This window comes from Pseudomonas sp. B707, from assembly GCF_022496685.1.
Taxonomy (GTDB): Bacteria; Pseudomonadota; Gammaproteobacteria; order Pseudomonadales; family Pseudomonadaceae; genus Aquipseudomonas; species Aquipseudomonas paraglycinae.
In genome coordinates this window covers 329151-345555 of the sequence record NZ_WTVE01000033.1, presented here as the reverse complement: position 1 = coordinate 345555, position 16405 = coordinate 329151, and the positions used below count along the sequence as shown (strand labels likewise).

General features: G+C 58.1%; 14 protein-coding genes. 4 read left to right on the top strand and 10 right to left on the bottom strand.

Features of this window, described 5'->3' with window-relative positions:
* Nucleotides 1-3: 3 nt before the first annotated feature.
* Together GQX66_RS23800 and rfaH are read right to left on the bottom strand one after the other, a co-directional pair.
* Nucleotides 4-1164, bottom strand: coding sequence for an outer membrane beta-barrel protein (locus tag GQX66_RS23800; RefSeq protein ID WP_039768571.1), 1161 nt, complete (start codon nucleotides 1162-1164; stop codon nucleotides 4-6).
* 37 nt (nucleotides 1165-1201) lie between these two features.
* Nucleotides 1202-1738, bottom strand: a complete 537-nt coding sequence (gene rfaH, locus GQX66_RS23795) for a transcription/translation regulatory transformer protein RfaH (RefSeq protein WP_240871844.1) — start codon at nucleotides 1736-1738, stop codon at nucleotides 1202-1204.
* A 604-nt stretch (nucleotides 1739-2342) separates the two neighbouring features.
* On the opposite strand from rfaH, the gene GQX66_RS23790 reads away from it, so the two are divergent.
* On the top strand, nucleotides 2343-3320 hold the full coding sequence (locus tag GQX66_RS23790) for an NAD-dependent epimerase (protein WP_085745623.1): 978 nt from the start codon (nucleotides 2343-2345) through the stop codon (nucleotides 3318-3320).
* A gap of 27 nt (nucleotides 3321-3347) precedes the next feature.
* On the opposite strand, the gene GQX66_RS23785 is transcribed toward GQX66_RS23790, so the two are convergent.
* The 6 genes from GQX66_RS23785 to GQX66_RS23760 form a co-directional block, all read right to left on the bottom strand.
* Nucleotides 3348-3803, bottom strand: coding sequence for a TspO/MBR family protein (locus GQX66_RS23785; protein ID WP_240871911.1), 456 nt, complete (start codon nucleotides 3801-3803; stop codon nucleotides 3348-3350).
* 58 nt (nucleotides 3804-3861) lie between these two features.
* Nucleotides 3862-6807 (bottom strand): PAS domain-containing protein, encoded by a 2946-nt coding sequence (locus GQX66_RS23780; protein WP_240871842.1) that lies wholly within the window; start codon nucleotides 6805-6807, stop codon nucleotides 3862-3864.
* A gap of 163 nt (nucleotides 6808-6970) precedes the next feature.
* Nucleotides 6971-8509 (bottom strand): cryptochrome/photolyase family protein, encoded by a 1539-nt coding sequence (locus GQX66_RS23775; RefSeq protein ID WP_240871840.1) that lies wholly within the window; start codon nucleotides 8507-8509, stop codon nucleotides 6971-6973.
* A gap of 8 nt (nucleotides 8510-8517) precedes the next feature.
* Nucleotides 8518-9060, bottom strand: a complete 543-nt coding sequence (locus GQX66_RS23770; RefSeq protein WP_240871838.1) for a DUF3833 domain-containing protein — start codon at nucleotides 9058-9060, stop codon at nucleotides 8518-8520.
* A gap of 376 nt (nucleotides 9061-9436) precedes the next feature.
* Entirely contained in the window at nucleotides 9437-9598 is a 162-nt protein-coding gene (locus GQX66_RS23765) for a hypothetical protein (RefSeq protein WP_165369533.1), read from the bottom strand.
* A gap of 278 nt (nucleotides 9599-9876) precedes the next feature.
* A complete protein-coding gene (locus tag GQX66_RS23760; protein WP_240871836.1) occupies nucleotides 9877-10995 on the bottom strand; it encodes an SMP-30/gluconolactonase/LRE family protein in 1119 nt (372 codons plus the stop codon).
* Nucleotides 10996-11235: 240 nt separating this feature from the next.
* Between GQX66_RS23760 and GQX66_RS23755 the strand changes: the two genes are divergently transcribed.
* The 3 genes from GQX66_RS23755 to GQX66_RS23745 are packed head-to-tail and all read left to right on the top strand — an operon-like array spanning nucleotide 11236 to nucleotide 14323.
* Entirely contained in the window at nucleotides 11236-12057 is an 822-nt protein-coding gene (locus GQX66_RS23755) for an ABC transporter substrate-binding protein (RefSeq protein ID WP_085745631.1), read from the top strand.
* Entirely contained in the window at nucleotides 12054-12899 is an 846-nt protein-coding gene (locus GQX66_RS23750) for an amino acid ABC transporter permease (protein ID WP_011334213.1), read from the top strand. The genes GQX66_RS23755 and GQX66_RS23750 overlap by 4 nt, the downstream gene beginning before the upstream one ends.
* 35 nt (nucleotides 12900-12934) lie before the next feature.
* The gene (locus GQX66_RS23745; RefSeq protein WP_240871834.1) at nucleotides 12935-14323 is read left to right on the top strand and encodes an LLM class flavin-dependent oxidoreductase; all 1389 of its coding nucleotides are present in this window, start codon (nucleotides 12935-12937) and stop codon (nucleotides 14321-14323) included.
* Between the two features lie 2 nt (nucleotides 14324-14325).
* Here the strand turns inward: GQX66_RS23745 and GQX66_RS23740 are convergent, their stop codons facing one another.
* A complete protein-coding gene (locus GQX66_RS23740) occupies nucleotides 14326-15033 on the bottom strand; it encodes a cupin domain-containing protein (protein WP_240871833.1) in 708 nt (235 codons plus the stop codon).
* Nucleotides 15034-15094: 61 nt separating this feature from the next.
* Nucleotides 15095-15949, bottom strand: coding sequence for a GNAT family N-acetyltransferase (locus GQX66_RS23735; RefSeq protein WP_240871832.1), 855 nt, complete (start codon nucleotides 15947-15949; stop codon nucleotides 15095-15097).
* Nucleotides 15950-16405: the final 456 nt, after the last annotated feature.

The following is a 16405-nucleotide window of genomic DNA, read 5'->3' as shown; positions in this document are numbered from 1 at the left end:
CTCTTAAAGGCTGACGTTGAAGCTGATCTGGAACACGTTGCGGGTGAAGCTTTCATTGTCGGCATCGGAATCGTTGTCGCGGTACCGATAGCCCAGTTCGATATCCAGCCAACGGCGCATGGCGTACACCACGGCCAGGTTGTAGTCCTGAAGATTGTCGGTACGGCTTTGGCCTTCGTAGACATAACGCCCGTAACCGGCCTGGGCCACGGTAGTAATCCGTTCAGTCCAGCCGTGACGCCAGCCGACCTGGGTAAACGTCGATTTCACGGCATCCGCGCCGTCGTCACCCTCGGCGAGGGCCTGGCGAGCGACGAAGGTGAATGTCGAATAGGTCCGCGGTTTCCATTGCAGATCGACTTGCCATGTCGGGTTGTCGAGGTCTTTGGATTCACTGTTGTCGAAGTTCTTTTTCTCGTAACCGACGCGGACTTTCCCCGTCGTGCGTGCCGTGAAATCCCATACGGCACCGGCCATGACGGCGTCGGATTTACTGCTGCGCGGGCTGTTGGCTTGCTGGTAATCAAAGTCGGTGTGGTTATATTCCACCAGACCCCGCGTGTTGCTGCCGATGCGGTGATACCAGGTGCTCGTCAGGGCAGTGGTATTGCGTTCCTTGTCGTCGTTGATGCCATCGGCGTTGTCGTAGCGCAGTTGTGCGTAACTGGCCCCGAGATCGATTTGGTTGTCAGCGCTTTTCGCCCCGAAGGTGTAGAGACCGCCCACCCGTTTGTTGTTGAGTTTGTCGTTGATGCCTTCGACTGCCGTCGATTCCGTGCGCTCCCATTTGCGGTATTCAGCGTCGAGCTTCAGACGATGCCGGTCAGTGAACTCCATGATGCTGTCCGCACGCACGCGTTGTGCCGTGTTCGAGGCATCCGACTCGTCGTGATAAATGTAGCGAGTGGGTTGCCAGATCAGTCGCGTGGCACTGTTGCGATCCTCGGCCTTGAGCTCGAAAGAAGGCGCCAGTTTGGTGACCATGGAGGACTGTTTGCTGTTTTCCAGTTCGCGAAAGTTGTCGTCATAACTTTCCGAAAACAGGAACGATGGCGTGAAGTCGAATCCATACACATCAATGGCTTGCGGATTGATGCTCCAGGCCATTTCGGGATAGAGACAGGCCATCATCAGTGCGACGGGGCATCGTGACTTCAAAGCCATGTTATAGCTCCTGAGCAAGGGCATATAAGGCAAGTCGTTAGTTGTAGGGGTGAAAACCGGCTTGTTGTCGTTCAATCACGCTGAGTGGCAGGCAGACCGGCTGCTCACGGTTGAGAAACTGCAGGAGGATCATCACGCGGTCGGTTCCGTGCAATCCGAGGAACACGCCCTCCAGTGGCGCGAGCGGGCCGCTGACGATCTGCAGGTTCTCTCCGGGTTTCAGCGCTTCATCCGGTTCCGACAACGTTGATTCGAGGCAACGTGCACGCAGGTGTTCGATGACGTGCTCGGCCACTGTTGCGGGACCATGGTTGAATTCGACAAAGCGACTGACCCCTCGAGTAGAGCGCAAGGGTGACCAGTTGTCGTCACGACTGAGCTGGATGAACAAGTATCCGGGAAAGAGGGATTCCTGGACTCGCTGTCGTTTCCCGCGAATGACGCGTTCACTGACGAGTTGGGGGTGAAAGACCACGTAATTCTGTTGCAGCAGGTTGAGGTGGGCACGCTCATCCTGACGTGGCTTGCATTGTAAAAGGTACCAATTAGGTTGGTCCGAGCTGATGACTGGCATGCTTGTAAACTCTTTGATGATCGAAAGTTTATGGCAGGCAGAAGCTCTATTGAGGGCTAAGTAAGGGCAGTCAGCGGAAGTATTTTTTTTATTATGGGTTTGTGAAGTGTTTCAATGTTGAATCACAAAGTGTTTCATTGGTGTGCATCGAGCAGTGAAGTTTTGCTCTGTTATGCGGCACCTCTGGAGGAATTATCGGTTCAACTTTTTAGAAGGCAAAGCTACCGCACGGTCTGTTCATGCAGGCTTAAGGTTAGGTAACTAAGTAGTTGTCCCTGAAGCGACAGGGCGCGAGTAAGTGATTGCTCGCGCCCTGTAAAAAATCAACCTTGGTAGTTATCGGCCAGACTTTACGGTCTGTCAAACGTTAGCAGTCAAAAAACACGCCATCCATCCAGTAATGGTTCTACCGATGGATAACCAACTGTTTTTTAATGACTTATTCTTTTGGCTGAACGGTAGAAACTTTTTCTGCCTGTTATGGTCGCGACTATTGTTTAGATCGAAAGCTTTCCCCACTATTGGGTGCTGTTATAAAGCCTGGACTGAATAAGTCATCCAGCGCTATAACTTATCGCCTGTCGGCTTGTGTGGAGCAGGGATTATGACCGTTCTTGTTACAGGCGCTGCGGGCTTTATCGGGTATCACGCGGTCAAACGATTGGTGCAGCAAGGCCAGGAAGTTGTCGGTATCGACAACCTTAACGATTACTACAGTGTGGATCTCAAACAGGCGCGGCTTGAACAGTTGAGCGGTCTGCAAAGTTTCAGTTTTGAAACACTGGATATTGTCGACAAGCCTGCCTTGATGGCGTTATTCAAAGCGCACGATTTCACCGAGGTGGTGCATTTGGCCGCTCAGGCGGGTGTGCGCTATTCGCTCGACAACCCGGATGCCTATGCGCAATCGAACCTGGTGGGGTTTCTGAATGTGCTGGAAGCTTGCCGACATTATCCGCCCGCGCATCTGGTCTACGCGTCGAGCAGCTCGGTATATGGGGCCAACAGCAAGTTGCCATACAGCGTCGATGATGCGGTCGAGCACCCTGTCTCGCTTTATGCCGCCACCAAGCGAGCCAATGAGCTTCTCGCCGACAGCTACTGCCATCTTTACGGCTTGAAGGCCAGCGGCCTGCGCTTTTTCACGGTTTACGGGCCCTGGGGCAGGCCGGATATGGCGCTGTTCAAATTTACCGAAGCCATTCTTCAGGGACGACCGATCGACATCTACAACCAGGGTCAGATGGCGCGGGACTTTACTTACGTCGATGACGTTGTCGAAAGCATCGTCCGCCTGTGTCCGAAACCGCCAGCGCCGGAGAAGGAGGCGAGTGGCGTCAACCGGATTTTCAACCTGGGGCGCGGCAAACCGGTCGCGTTACTGGATTTCGTCGACTGCCTCGAACAGGCTCTGGGCATAAAAGCCCAGCGCAATCTGTTGCCGATGCAGGCAGGCGATGTCATCAAGACCTGGGCTGATGTTTCGGCATTGGAACAATGGATCGGGTTTTCTCCACGAGTGGAAGTTGCAGAGGGTGTGGCGCAGTTTGTGAGTTGGTATCGCCAGTACTATCGGATTTGAGCGGCGCTTTATGCTCCTGGACTACGGTCATGAGCCGAGATCCACCCGGTTGTTGCGCATGATCGAAAAATTAAGCGCCGCAGCGACACACAGCCAGGCCAGATAGGGAAACAGGATCAAGCCGGTGATCACATCCAGGCGCAGGGCCAGGACCACCATCACGGCGACGACCAGCCACAGCAGTACGAGAATGATCATCGCGGCAACGATCCGCTGCGCACCGAAAAACACCGGCGTCCACAGCGTGTTCAGGGCAATCTGCGCCGCCCACAACGCCAGGACCATTTCGCTGCCGGGAATCATCGTCAAACGGTAACCGACCCAGGCCAGCAGTAGATAGATCGTCGTCCACGCCACCGGAAACACCCAGTTGGGTGGGGTGAACTTCGGTTTGTTGAGCTGCGCGTACCATTGGCCGGGCTTGAAAACCATGCCGGTGGTGGCCGCTGCACCGCAGGCGATCAGAAAAATCAGGAAACTCACCATTTATCACTCCTTGGCCGCAGCCAGTCTGCCTGGTTTATTCCGCCGCAGCGGTCGTTCATTCGGATTTTGAGCACATCAATTCACTGACCCGCGCCACCAGCGTGTCGACCGCGAAAGGTTTGGTCAGCACCTGCATGCCGGGCCCCAACTGGCCGGCGCCGATCACTGCGTTTTCTGCGTATCCGGTAATGAAAAGCGTCGTCAGATTCGGCCGGATCTCTCTCCCGGCGTCTGCCAGTTGTCGGCCGTTCATGCCACCCGGCAGGCCGACGTCGGTGATCAGCAAGTCGATATGCACATTCGATTGCAGCACCTTCAGCCCGGCAACGCTGTCGCCTGCTTCGAGCAGGTTGTAGCCGAGATCGCCAAGCACTTCGGTCAACAAGGCGCGCACAGTCGGTTCATCGTCCACCACCAGAATGGTCTCGCTGGCCTTGGGTACTACCGCCGGCGCGATATGCTTGTCATCGTGATTCTGCACGGGATCGCCACGGTGACGAGGCAGGTAGATGCACATCGTGGTGCCCTGATCGACCTGCGAGTGCACGCGCACCTGACCGCCGGACTGTTTGGCAAACCCGTAGATCATCGACAAGCCCAGCCCCGTGCCCTGGCCCAGCGGCTTGGTGGTAAAGAACGGGTCAAAGGCCTTGGCGATCACATCCGCCGACATGCCGGTGCCGGTATCGCTGACGCACAGGCACACATATTCACCCTCGGGCATATCCAGCGCGCCGGCGGTCTCGGCGTCCATGATGCGATTGGCCGTTTCGATGGTAATGCGTCCGCCGTCGGGCATCGCATCGCGGGCATTGATGCACAGGTTGAGCAATGCGTTTTCCAGCTGACTGGCATCCACCAGTGTCGGCCAGAGCACCGGCGAGCCAATGGTTTCCAGAAGAATGCTCGGGCCCACGGTGCGCTGGATCAGTTCGGTCATGCCGGTCATCAGCATGTTGATGTCGGTGGGTCGCGGATCGAGGGTCTGGCGTCTGGAGAACGCCAGCAGGCGGTGGGTGAGGGCGGCGGCACGCTTGACCGCGCCCTGTGCGGTGACCATGTATTTGTCGACTTCGCTCAACCGGCCCTGACTGATCCGCGTACTCATCAATTCCAGTGCACCGGAAACGCCGGCCAGCAAATTGTTGAAGTCATGAGCCAGGCCTCCGGTCAGTTGGCCGACCGCTTCCATCTTTTGCGACTGACGCAGTTTTTCCTCCGCTTGCATCAACTCGGCGGTGCGCGCTGACACCCGTTGTTCGAGTGTGTCGTTGAGCGCACGCAAGGCGGCGATAGCCCCGTCGCGCTCTGCCTCGACGGTGCGGCGTTCCTCGACGTCGATCAGTACGCCGGGGAAGCGCAGTGGTTTGTTGTCATCGGCACACTCAACGCGACCGTTGGCTTCGATCCACTGGTATCTGCCGTCCGCGCGGCGCACACGGTACTGATGGGAATAGGCGCCACCGCGGCCAATGGCTTCGTCGATCGCCGTGGTCAGGCTATCGCGGTCGTCGGGGTGCACGCTGGTGATCACCTGTTCGAGGCTGAGGCCTTCGCGCCCCAGACTCGGGTCGAGGTTGAACACCTGGGCGAAGCCTTCGTCGATGGCAAAACGGTCGGTCAGCAGATCCCAGTGCCAGGTGCCGATAATGGCGCCGGCGGCGAGGGCCAGTTGCACGCGCTCGACGTTCTCCCGGGCGATCGCCTCACTGGCGCGCAAGCGCTCCTCGGCGTCGCGCCGTTCGGTGACGTCGTTGAACAGGATCGCGATCTGCCGGTCGGCCGGATCGCCGACACGCACGGCACGCACATCGAACCAGCGTTCGAAGGTATTGGCGTAATTCTCGAAGTTCGCCGGCTCCCCGGTCTTGGCCACATGGCCGTAGGTTTCGAACCAGAAGCGCTCCAGATTGGGCGCGAATTCGGTCACCCATTTACCGCGCAGGTTGACCCCGCACTGGCGCTCGAACGCCGGGTTGGCTTCAACGAAGTAGTAGTCGACAGGCTCGTCGTTGGCGTCGAATTTGACTTTGACGATGGCAAACGCCGACTCGATGGTTTCCAGAATGGTGCTGAAACGCTCTTCACTCTCGCGCAACGCCGTTTCGGCACTGCGCGAGCGCGTGAGGTCAAGCATCGCGCCGATCATGCGTTCGGCCTTGCCGGATTGATTGCGGATCAAGTGACCTCGATCGAGCACCTCGGCATAGGAACCATCCTGACAGCAGAATCGATACTCGGCGCTCCATGTCGTGCCGTCGCCATCGATGGCGGCGCGGATCGATGTCAGCACCCGCGCCTGATCTTGAGGATGGATCCGCGCGAACCGCCAGTCGCCACTGGGATCAACGTTCTCCAGCGCGAAACCGTACGCCTGTTGCAACGCCTGGTTCCAGATGATCTGGTTGGTTTGCAGGTCCCAGTCCCACACCGCATCGCTGGTCGCCATGGCGGCCAGTCGATAGCGTTCCTTGGTTTCGATTATGGCACGCCCGAACAGATGTTCCTGAGTACGGTCGCGGAGAATTTTCACGAAGCCCAAATGAGTCTGGTCTTCATCGTAGAGCGGCATCAGCTCGCCAGAGGCCCAGAATCGCTCGCCGTCCTTACGCAAATGCCATCGCTCATCGTAGGCACGGCCTTCGACAAGGGCGCGCTGCATTTCCTGTTCGACGCGGCCGGCGGCGCGGTCTTCAGGGGTGAAAAAGCAGGCCGCGCTCTGGCCGCGAACCTCTTCGGCGGACCAGCCCAGCACGTTGGTCGCGCCGCAGTTCCATTCCGTGATGTATCCGCCAAGGTCAGTGACGACCATCGCGAAATCCACTGCACTCTCGAAAACCGCCCGCTGCCGCGCCTCACTACGAGCGAGCGCGGCCTGACTGGCTTGCAGTCGCGCCGTGATGTCGCGCTCATCGTCGGCTTCAGTGCTCTGCAAGGCGGCGCGTAATCGCTTGACCTCGGACTCGAGCGCTTCGCGACTAAGGTGTTTGAGGGTGTCCATCTCGCCTTCTTGGTTGAATTTTTCAGGGGCCGATTCAGAGTGTCGGGCATGCCCGACAGGTGCCGTCAATATCGGGAAGCGTTGTGGCTGCTGATCCGTTGACAGGTTGCTTCGTCGTTAAGTTTCACTGATGGAGCAAGGTCGTTTTGGGTGAACGCTGATTTCAAATCGATTCGCTGTCATCCAGGCGGGCCAGCAACGACTGGCCGCGTTGCCACAGTGCCTCTTGCTTGGCCTGCGGCATGCGGTCGAGGTTCCTGTACATCATGGCCATGCGCTGATTGCCGCGCAGCAGTTCGCCGTGGCGCATCAGGAAATGCCAATACAGCGAGTTGAACGGGCAGGCATTGTCCGCCGTGCTTTCGCTGACCTTGTACGCGCAACCGCGGCAGTAATCCGACATGCGATTGATGTACTGGCCGCTGGCGCAATAGGGTTTGGAACCGAGATAACCGCCATCGGCGTGCATGACCATGCCCAGCGTGTTGGGCAGCTCGACCCAGTCAAAGGCGTCCATGTAGATCGCCAGATACCACTCGCAGATCTGACTCGGCGCGATACCGGCGAGCAGGGCGAAGTTACCGGTGACCATCAGCCGCTGAATGTGATGCGCGTAGGCGTGTTGCAAGCTTTGCCCGATGGCGTGGCGCATGCAGTTCATTTGCGTGTCGCCGGTCCAGTAGAACTCGGGCAATGCCCGGGTGTTGCCGAACGAGTTGCCCTGCGCGTAATCAGGCATCTTCAGCCAGTACACGCCCCGCACGTATTCACGCCAGCCGATCAATTGCCGGATGAAGCCTTCGGCAGCATTGAGCGCAATGCTGCCGGACCAGTACGCCGACTCCACGTCGCTGCACAATTGGCGCAGATCCAGCAGGCCGATGTTGAGTGCTGCGCTGACGCGTGCGTGGAACAGGAACGGCTCATCACTGGCCATGGCGTCCTGGTAATCGCCAAACCCGGCCAGACCGTAATCGAGAAAGTACGCCCAAAGAGCCTGCGCATCGGCATGGGTGACGGGGTAGTTGAAGTCATCGAGCGCACCGTAGTGCTGGCTGAAACGCGCCTTGACCAGTGCCAGTACTTCGCTGGTGATTGCGTCGTTGCTGAAGCGCGCCGGGTAGGGTGCCTTCACGCCTTTGGGCAGGGCCTTGCGATTCTCGGCATCGAAGTTCCATGCGCCCCCCACCGGCGAGCCGTCGCCATTGAGCAACAACCGGCTCTTGCGACGCATCTCCCGGTAGAAAAACTCCATTCGCAGTTGTTTCTTGCCCTTGGCCCAGGCGGCGAACTCTTCGCGACCGCACAGAAAACGCGTATCGGCGTGCCAGTGAATTGGCAAACCGCATTCCTTCATCGATTGCTCCAGCCGCCAGTCGCCACACTCGGTGACGTGCACTTCTTCGGCCTGCAACAGCGTTTGCCATCGATGTAGTTCACCCGGCACCGAACCGCTGTTTTCCGGATCATCCAGCCTGACGTATTCAACGCGTACACCCTGGTCTCGCAACGCCTGGGCGAAATGGCGCATGGCGCTGAAGATCAGGGCAATCTTCTGTGGGTGGTGGGGCACGTGGCTGGCTTCTTCCATGACCTCAACCAGCAACACCGTGTCGCGCTCGGCATCGAGTGCCTGTAAGGAAGCCAGGTCGAACGATAACTGGTCGCCCAGTACCAGGCACAAGCGGCGGGTAGTGTTCATTTTACGGTTCATTGGCTTGCTTCGGCGCCCTGGCGGCGGAAGAACAAGGTCACCTGGCCGACTTCCACACCGTACTTGGACATGCTGGTGCGGTTGATCAACGTGTCCTCGTCCATCAGGTACATCCAGTCGTCCATGCTCATTTCATAGGTCGAATCGTCGACCGGTACATTGAGGCGATAACGCCAGTGAAATGTGTTGCCAGCCACTTGGCCTTGGGCAACCCCTACGACATCACCGGCGCGACCACTCCAGCGTCCCTGGCCCTCGGGCGTCAATGTCCATACGCGGTGTTGGCGAGTACCGTCGCTATACAGAAAACGCTCGTCGAGAATCAGGTTGTTGCCTTCGCGACGGCTGACGATGTTGACTTCAAAGCGCTTGGTCACTTCGCCGCCGCGCTTCTGAAACATTCCCCAGGCCTTGACGGGCTGGCTGAAAAAACGCTGCAGATCGAGTGCCGGTTGTTGATCGGCATAGCGGGTGACATCCACGCTGGTGCAGCTTGCGATGCTGAGTAGCAGTGTCAGTAACAGCACTAATCGAGTCATTGCTTTACTCCCTGATGGCAGAGGGGGTAGAGGGACCGCGCTGGAGATGGTTTCTTGTACGCCATGAAGCGCGCGTACAGGGTTGCGGCCGTCTAATTTCACTTTCCCGCTGCAGTGTTGCGCGGCATGGCGGATCAGTACCCCAAATAATTGTACGAAGATGGTAGTTCTGTATAGGTTTTGTTCACGATAGGCGGAAAAATGCCACCTGACAATCAAGTGGCAATTTTTTCGCGCAAATGCGCAGAACCGACATCACAAGTTGAAGGCTTGCTTGGGTAGCGGGGAGAGGGCGCGAATAGTGTTCACTGTGGTTTGCGGTGCTGTCGCCAGCAGGCGGAAAAAGGCCCGGATTCCTCCGGGCCAGTCATGCACATCAGTGCGAATCGGCCTCGCTCGCAGCCTCGGCAGCGGATCTTTCCCTGCGCCTCTGGAGCCAACTGTAGAACGCATGCACGGGATGAAGGACGGCGGTGAGTACGCCGAGCAGCAGGATGGTGAAAAGGATGATCAGCGGGATGCTTTCGTGCGAGAACATGGTGGGTTACTCCTGTAGTCACTATGTCGTAACCCGCAGACTAGACGCATCGAATCCTGTTTTTGATGAATGAATGTTCATCCTTGAACGCTTCGGGTGTGTTATGGCGAATCTTCTGGGTGCATTGTCAGAATGATTTTCCCGACAGTCCTTGAAGTCTCCATTCGCCGGTGGCATACGCCAGTTGCACGGCGCGGGATTGAATGCCGCGCATCCCTGGTTGCGCGGCAAGATGGTGTTTCGAGACTCAGCAAACGATCAAGAGCACAACGGCGTGCTCACAATGCAAACGCAGTCCCGCGAGTATTCACAAAAAGCGAGTAGATCGAGTGACTGCTTGCCATGAACAGCCTGTTCCCTTCGCGCCCCCCGAAGCACAGGTTCGGGCAGCGCTCTGGCAGCGAAATATGGCCGATGGCCTTGCCCTGTGGATTGAAAACCCGCACGCCGTCGAGTTTTTCCAGGTCAGCCCTGGGATCGCCATTGCCGCCCCAGCCGCACCAGAGGTTGCCCGCTTCGTCGCACTTGATACCGTCGATTGCCGCGTAGTCCAGCCCCTCGATGTGCTTGCGGCGCTCGCCCAGTGTGCCGTCTTCCTTCACGGCAATGGCCCAGATCAGGCGATTGGGTTTGGCGCGACCTTCGACGACATACAGGGTTTTCTCGTCGGGAGAAAAGCACAGACCATTGGGGCCGTTAAGGTCGTCGATCACCCGAGTGACCTTTCTGCTCTCACCATCGATGCGGTAAACGGCGTGCGGTTGGCTCGGGGTGATTTTGTGGCCTTCGTAATTGTTGCCAGTCTGGAATGGCGGGTCGGTAAACCAGATTGATCCGTCACTTTTGCAGACGATGTCGTTGGGCGAGTTGAAGGGCTTGCCATCAAAGCTGTCGGCCAGCACGGTGATCGTGCCGTTGTATTCGGTGCGCGTGACGCGGCGGCCTTCGCTGGTGGTGGTAGAGCCTTCGCAGACGATAAGCCGCCCTTGGCGATCCCGGCACATTCCGTTGGAGAAGTTCGAGTGTTCACGGTACACGGTGAAGGTCTCGGTGATTTCGTCCCAACGCATGATGCGATTATTAGGGATGTCGCTGACCAGCAAATAGCGGCCATCACCGACCCACACCGGTCCTTCGGCCCAGCGCATGCCGGTGGCGAGTTTTTCCACACTGGCGTTGAAAATACGCAAGTCGAGGAAGCTGTCGTCGAGGATGTGAATCAGTGGATCCGGGTAGCGTTGACTCAACGGTTCGGTGGCTTCAGCGAGACTGGGCAGCAAGGCAGAGCCGGTAGCGAGCGTGGCGGAAACAGCGAGGGATTTTTTCAGGAAGCTGCGGCGGGTATTGCCCTTTACCTGTTCGAGGCTTTCAGGCTTGGCGGACAGGGATGAGTCCATGTAGCAATCTCCGTGGTTTTATTTTTGTAGGGAGGCGTACTAATAACCTGTGATAGGACATCGTACAAGTTAATCGTTTGCTTGCCCCTACAGAGCATGGAGTGGAGCGCGCTTTGCTTAAGGGTGAGGTCTGGAATCCATATAGCCCAAGCGCAGCTTTTTATTCCCAAAACGAAGTTCATATTAATTTTATAGTGCGTTTTAATCTAATCAGGTTTTTCCTGATTGGAGCATTCGCACTTGAAGATCCCGACACATTTGACACTTGGCCTGGCGCTCGCCGTCAGTTGCGCTGCAGCATTTGCGGGGCCAACCCTTGATCGCGTGACGCAAAAAGGTGAACTCACCGGTGTCCTGATGGAGAGTTACCCGCCGTTCTCTTTTCTCAATGACCAGAACCAGCTCGACGGCTTCGATGTGGATGTCGCTAAAGCTGTGGCCGAACGGCTTGGGGTCAAGCTGAAACTTGAAACGCCTTCCTGGGACGTGATTGCCGCCGGGCACTGGAACGGTCGATACGACATCTGCGTGTGCTCGATGACGCCGAGCAAGGCGCGGGCCGAAGTGTTCGACTTTCCCGTGGAGTATTACCAGTCACCGGCGGTGATCGTGGTCAATGAAAAGGACAAGGACATTGCCACTGGCAAGGACTTGTCCGGCAAAAAAGTCGGTGTGATCAGTGCGTCGACTTATGAGGCCTATCTGAACAAGGATCTGGTCATTGAAGGCGCCGAGGACAAACCGTTGAGCTATCCGTTCGACAATGTCCAGATCGCGCCTTACGACAATGAAACCGTTGCCTTCCAGGATCTCGCACTCGGTACCGGCGTGCGCCTGGACGCTATGGTCACCAACCTGATCACCGCGCGTGAACGCATCGCTCAGGATCCGCGCTTCAAGATTGCCGGAGATCCACTGTATGCCGAACCGAACGTCGTGGCGGTCGAAAAAGGCGATGCGCAATGGAATGCGAAAGTCACCGAAGTCATCGCACAACTCAAGACTGACGGCACGCTAAGCAAAATATCCCGCAAGTGGATCGGTTCTGATATCAGCCAATGACAGCAATCAATCCGCATCCGGCCAAAGCGGCTGTTACCCCGCAAAAGCAGCCGCCACTGACACGTCAGCTGTTCGGTTTTCGCACGCGTCTGTATCTGACGTGGGCGGCGCTGTCGGGTCTGGGCGTGTGGTTTTTCATGCGCTTCGATCTGAAGTTTTCGATCATTCTGGAAAAGTGGCCGAACCTGGTCGGCCTGCATCTGGGGCCGAACGGGTTCTTGCAGGGCGCCGCGCTGACGATATTCCTGTGTTTCTGCTCGATCTGGTTTTCGTTATTGCTGGGCTTTGTCACCGCGTTGGCCAGGCTGTCGAGCAGCGCCGTGGCGTTTGGTATCGCCAGCTTCTACGCCTCGTTCTTTCGCGGCACGCCGCTGTTGATCCAGATCCTGTTGATCTATCTGGGGCTGCCGCAGCTGGGTGTGGTGCCAGGCGCAATCAGCGCCGGGATCATCGCGCTGTCGCTCAACTACGGGGCTTATCTCAGTGAGATTTTTCGTGCCGGCATCCTCGCGGTTGCCCCGGGTCAGCGCGAAGCAGCCGCCGCACTGGGCCTGAGACCCGCCGCAACATTCATCCATATCATCCTGCCGCAAGCCATGCGCACGATCATTCCGCCGACCACCAGCCAGTTCATTTCGATGCTCAAGGACTCGTCCCTGATTTCGGTCATGGGTGTCTGGGAAGTGATGTTTCTGGCGCAGTCGTACGGGCGTTCGTCCTACCGTTACATCGAAATGCTGACCACCGCAGCCGCCATCTATTGGCTGTTATCCATCGGTCTCGAACTGATCCAGCATCGCCTCGAACGCCATTACGGCAGAGGCTTCAAGCATCAGCGCTGAGCCATTCCGTTGAATGATTTCTTGCAGGAACCACGATGTCCGATCCTAAACCTCTGCTGTTTGCACTTTATGAACAAGCCAGCGTCGGCTGCGGCGGTGCGCCGAGTCTGTGGACTCACCCGGCTGACGAACGCCTGGCGATCAACTCGCTGGGCTACTGGTCAAACCTGGCGCGGATTGCTGATCAGGCGCACCTCGATATGCTGTTCTTTGGTGATGTGCTGGGCTTTTACGATGTGCTGGGTGGCAACGCCGATGCGGCGGTGAAATGGGCGGTGGAAGCGCCGGCCAACGATCCGTTGATGATCATTCCGGCGTTGGCGGCCGTGACGGAAAACCTGGCATTTGGTGTCACGGTGACCACCAGTTATGAGCACCCGTTTACCCACGCCCGGCGCTTCAGCACGCTTGATCACCTCACCAATGGGCGAGTGGGCTGGAACATCGTCACCTCTTACCTGTCCAGCGCCGCCCGCAATTTCGGGCTGGAGCAAATGATCAAGCATGACGATCGCTATGAGCGCGCCGAAGAGTTTCTCGATGTGGTGTACAAACTCTGGGAAGGCAGTTGGGCCGACGACGCCGTGGTTGCCGACAAGTCCCGCCAGCTGTATGCCAGAGGCGAGCGGGTGCGACCGATCAATCACGAGGGTGCGCACTATCGTGTCGCCGGGCCGCACCTGACCGCTCCGTCGCCGCAGCGCACACCATTGCTGATTCAGGCGGGCTGGTCGGGACGCGGTCGAGAGTTCGCCGCCAAGCACGCGGAACTGATCTTCATCGCCAAATCCAACCCGCAGGAAATCCGGCAGGGCCTGGAAGACATCTGGGCCCAGGCGCAGGCGCTTGGGCGTCAACGTGAAGACGTGAAATCGTTGACGGTACTGCGCATCGTCACGGCCAAAACCGAAATCGAAGCCCAGCGCAAATACGACGAGTTGCAAAGCAACTATCACTTGCAGGCACAACTGGTCAGTTACGCCGGCGACACCGGCATCGACATCAGCCGCTACGCCGACAGCGATGCACTCTCGACGCACACCGAAGGCCTGACCTCTTATGTGATGCGCCCCGATGGCAGTGGAAAGCCGCTGACGGCGGGTGATGTGAAAAAGCGCTTCGCCAGCGTTACCCGTGGCAGCGACCTGATTCTCGTCGGAACACCGCAGCAAGTCGCCGATCGCATTGAAGAACACGCGCGAATTTCCGGCACCAGCGGCTACATGCTCAACCCGTTGATCAGCCCAGGCAGCCTTGAGGACTTTGTCGAACTGGTGATTCCCGAACTGCAAAAGCGTGGGCTGTACCGGACTCAACCGCAAAGCGGCACCTTCCGTTCGCGGTTACGGGCAGATCACTCCAGCCACCTGCCTGACTCGGCCTATGGGGCTTCGTTCCGCTTCGACAAGGCGCTTTATGGCTGACGCTATTTAACCGCATACACCTTACGTACATAGCGCGTGCTTTTCCAGGCGCACGGCGCACCCCGCGCAACAAATACGCTGTCGCCGGTATTGACGATCACGCTCGAGCCTTCAGGCGTCTGCAACGTTACGCTGCCTTCGATCAGGTACATCAGCTCATTGAGCTTGTGCGGGCGACCGTGACGTTCGTAGGGCGTCGAGTCCCACACGCCGACACGCAGATCGGTCGTGGCGTCTTCGAAGGCATTACCTGACCGGCATTGCGGTGTTGCACCGATCAGAATCTGTTGTTCCGGCGCAGCGGAGGGAGACAGGTGTGCCAGCGGATCAAGCAGCGTCAGGCCGGGTGTCGCGGCTGCGGTGGCCATCGCGCAAAACGCCCACCGGGTGCCGGTCTTTGCTTCGATCCGCAGGGCCGTACCCCGGCCGATGACCGCGCTGGCGCCTACGGCCAGTTCCAGCGTCCGCTCCCGGGTTTTCAACGTCACATGCCCCGCATGGACTACGATCACCTCGGTGTGCGGGAAGTCCTCGATAACAAGGCTTGCGCCTGCTTCGACGATGCCTGCAGATATGCCGTCGCTCCCTGACCAGGCGACCTGACGTCCGATCGGGAAAGGGTCTGCGGCGTTCAAGGGTTGCTGTTTGAAAGCGGTGTCGACGCGACTGCCATCGGCACGAGCCAACAGCATGATGCAAGGTTCGGACATACGGGTGACGCTCCAGGTATTGAGAGGATTTATTGAGGGGCGGCAAGCGCCAGCGCGATAGTCAGCCGATGGCTTGAGTGACCAGGGCAAACTGCCGAACGCCATGGTGTGCCTGCGGTGCGGCACCGCGGGACATTTGGGCCACGGTGTCGACCTTTTTCAGGCCGGCGGCTTCCAGCCAATCGGCCAGGCCACAATCGGCTGGAATATCGATGCGCACAAAGGCGTCCGGTATCCCGGCCAACAATGTCGCGATCAGGTGTTGGGCTTGCTCAAGGTTTTCGGCGATCAGCGGGCCAATGCAACGACCGCGACCAAACGGGCGCAGCAGGGCGAAGGCGTGCAACTGACCGTCGCGCACAATGCCCACCGAATGCTCTACGACAGTGAACAGATCGCTGAGCACCGCTTGCCGATCCAGCCCGCTGCCGGCATTGGCCAGTTCCAGCACCCGCGCATGATCCGATTCGCGCAATGGGCGGCATTCTTCACCGTCTGCCAATGGCCCGGGCAAAGGGGCTTGCGCCTGGCCCTGGTGCTGCTGAATCCGGCCAAACTCGACAAAACCCTGACTGGCGTACAGCGGTGCGCCGGCCACGGTTGCATTCAATATCGCCGTGCTTGACTGGCAAGCCTGCAGCGCGTGTTCCATGAGCTTTCGCCCGATGCCCTGGCCCTGGTATTCGTCACTGACAATGACCAGGCCAATGGTCGTGAAATCACCTTGCGGGCAGGCAAACGCGGTGCCGATCAAACGCTCGCCATCGAGTACGACAAAGCCTTCGCTGACCCGTTGCAGCATGGCCCAGTCGTCAAGTCGATGGGGCCACTTCAATTGCACGGACAGTGCATGAGCCTTGGGCAGGTCGTCGGCAGTCATCGGCCGATAGACGTAGGAAGGGAGCGGGGTGGACATGGCGATTCTCCGATCAAGAGTGTGCGCTGGCGCCGGGTTTTGCGCCGAGGTGAAGCCTGTATCCCATCTAGATGAAAGCCTGACAAGGGGGCAGGGAATATTCGGCAGATTCCGCGAAGCACGGTCCCGAAGACCACACTTACTACTTAATCCGGGCCTTGTGTCGGCAGCAAATGCTTGGGCCTTTTTACCCTATAAAAGGCTTGTACCGAGTCTCGTCGCTCAGGCGCAGGATGTAGGTTCAATCGCCTCGATTCAGAACCGGGCTGACAGGCGCCGCAGCAACTGATGCCAAGGCTGCGATGGGGCGCAGTTTCTGCGGGCAAAGTCGCTGCCGGAAATCAAAAGCGCCAGATAAAGGCCCATAAGTGCGCATAAACAGGGGCTTTGCCCAAGGCTGGAGCGCACCGCAAAGTCTGCTGAGTGGAATGACCAAAACGGTGATTTGTATCGAAC

Bases quoted from the DNA above. Each gene is read 5' to 3' on its own strand.
- GQX66_RS23800 (WP_039768571.1), bottom strand. From the start codon at position 1,164: ATGGCTTTGAAGTCACGATGCCCCGTCGCACTGATGATGGCCTGTCTC.
- rfaH (WP_240871844.1), bottom strand. From the start codon at position 1,738: ATGCCAGTCATCAGCTCGGACCAACCTAATTGGTACCTTTTACAATGC.
- GQX66_RS23790 (WP_085745623.1), top strand. From the start codon at position 2,343: ATGACCGTTCTTGTTACAGGCGCTGCGGGCTTTATCGGGTATCACGCG.
- GQX66_RS23780 (WP_240871842.1), bottom strand. From the start codon at position 6,807: ATGGACACCCTCAAACACCTTAGTCGCGAAGCGCTCGAGTCCGAGGTC.
- GQX66_RS23775 (WP_240871840.1), bottom strand. From the start codon at position 8,509: ATGAACACTACCCGCCGCTTGTGCCTGGTACTGGGCGACCAGTTATCG.
- GQX66_RS23770 (WP_240871838.1), bottom strand. From the start codon at position 9,060: ATGACTCGATTAGTGCTGTTACTGACACTGCTACTCAGCATCGCAAGC.
- GQX66_RS23765 (WP_165369533.1), bottom strand. From the start codon at position 9,598: ATGTTCTCGCACGAAAGCATCCCGCTGATCATCCTTTTCACCATCCTG.
- GQX66_RS23760 (WP_240871836.1), bottom strand. From the start codon at position 10,995: ATGGACTCATCCCTGTCCGCCAAGCCTGAAAGCCTCGAACAGGTAAAG.
- GQX66_RS23750 (WP_011334213.1), top strand. From the start codon at position 12,054: ATGACAGCAATCAATCCGCATCCGGCCAAAGCGGCTGTTACCCCGCAA.
- GQX66_RS23745 (WP_240871834.1), top strand. From the start codon at position 12,935: ATGTCCGATCCTAAACCTCTGCTGTTTGCACTTTATGAACAAGCCAGC.
- GQX66_RS23740 (WP_240871833.1), bottom strand. From the start codon at position 15,033: ATGTCCGAACCTTGCATCATGCTGTTGGCTCGTGCCGATGGCAGTCGC.
- GQX66_RS23735 (WP_240871832.1), bottom strand. From the start codon at position 15,949: ATGTCCACCCCGCTCCCTTCCTACGTCTATCGGCCGATGACTGCCGAC.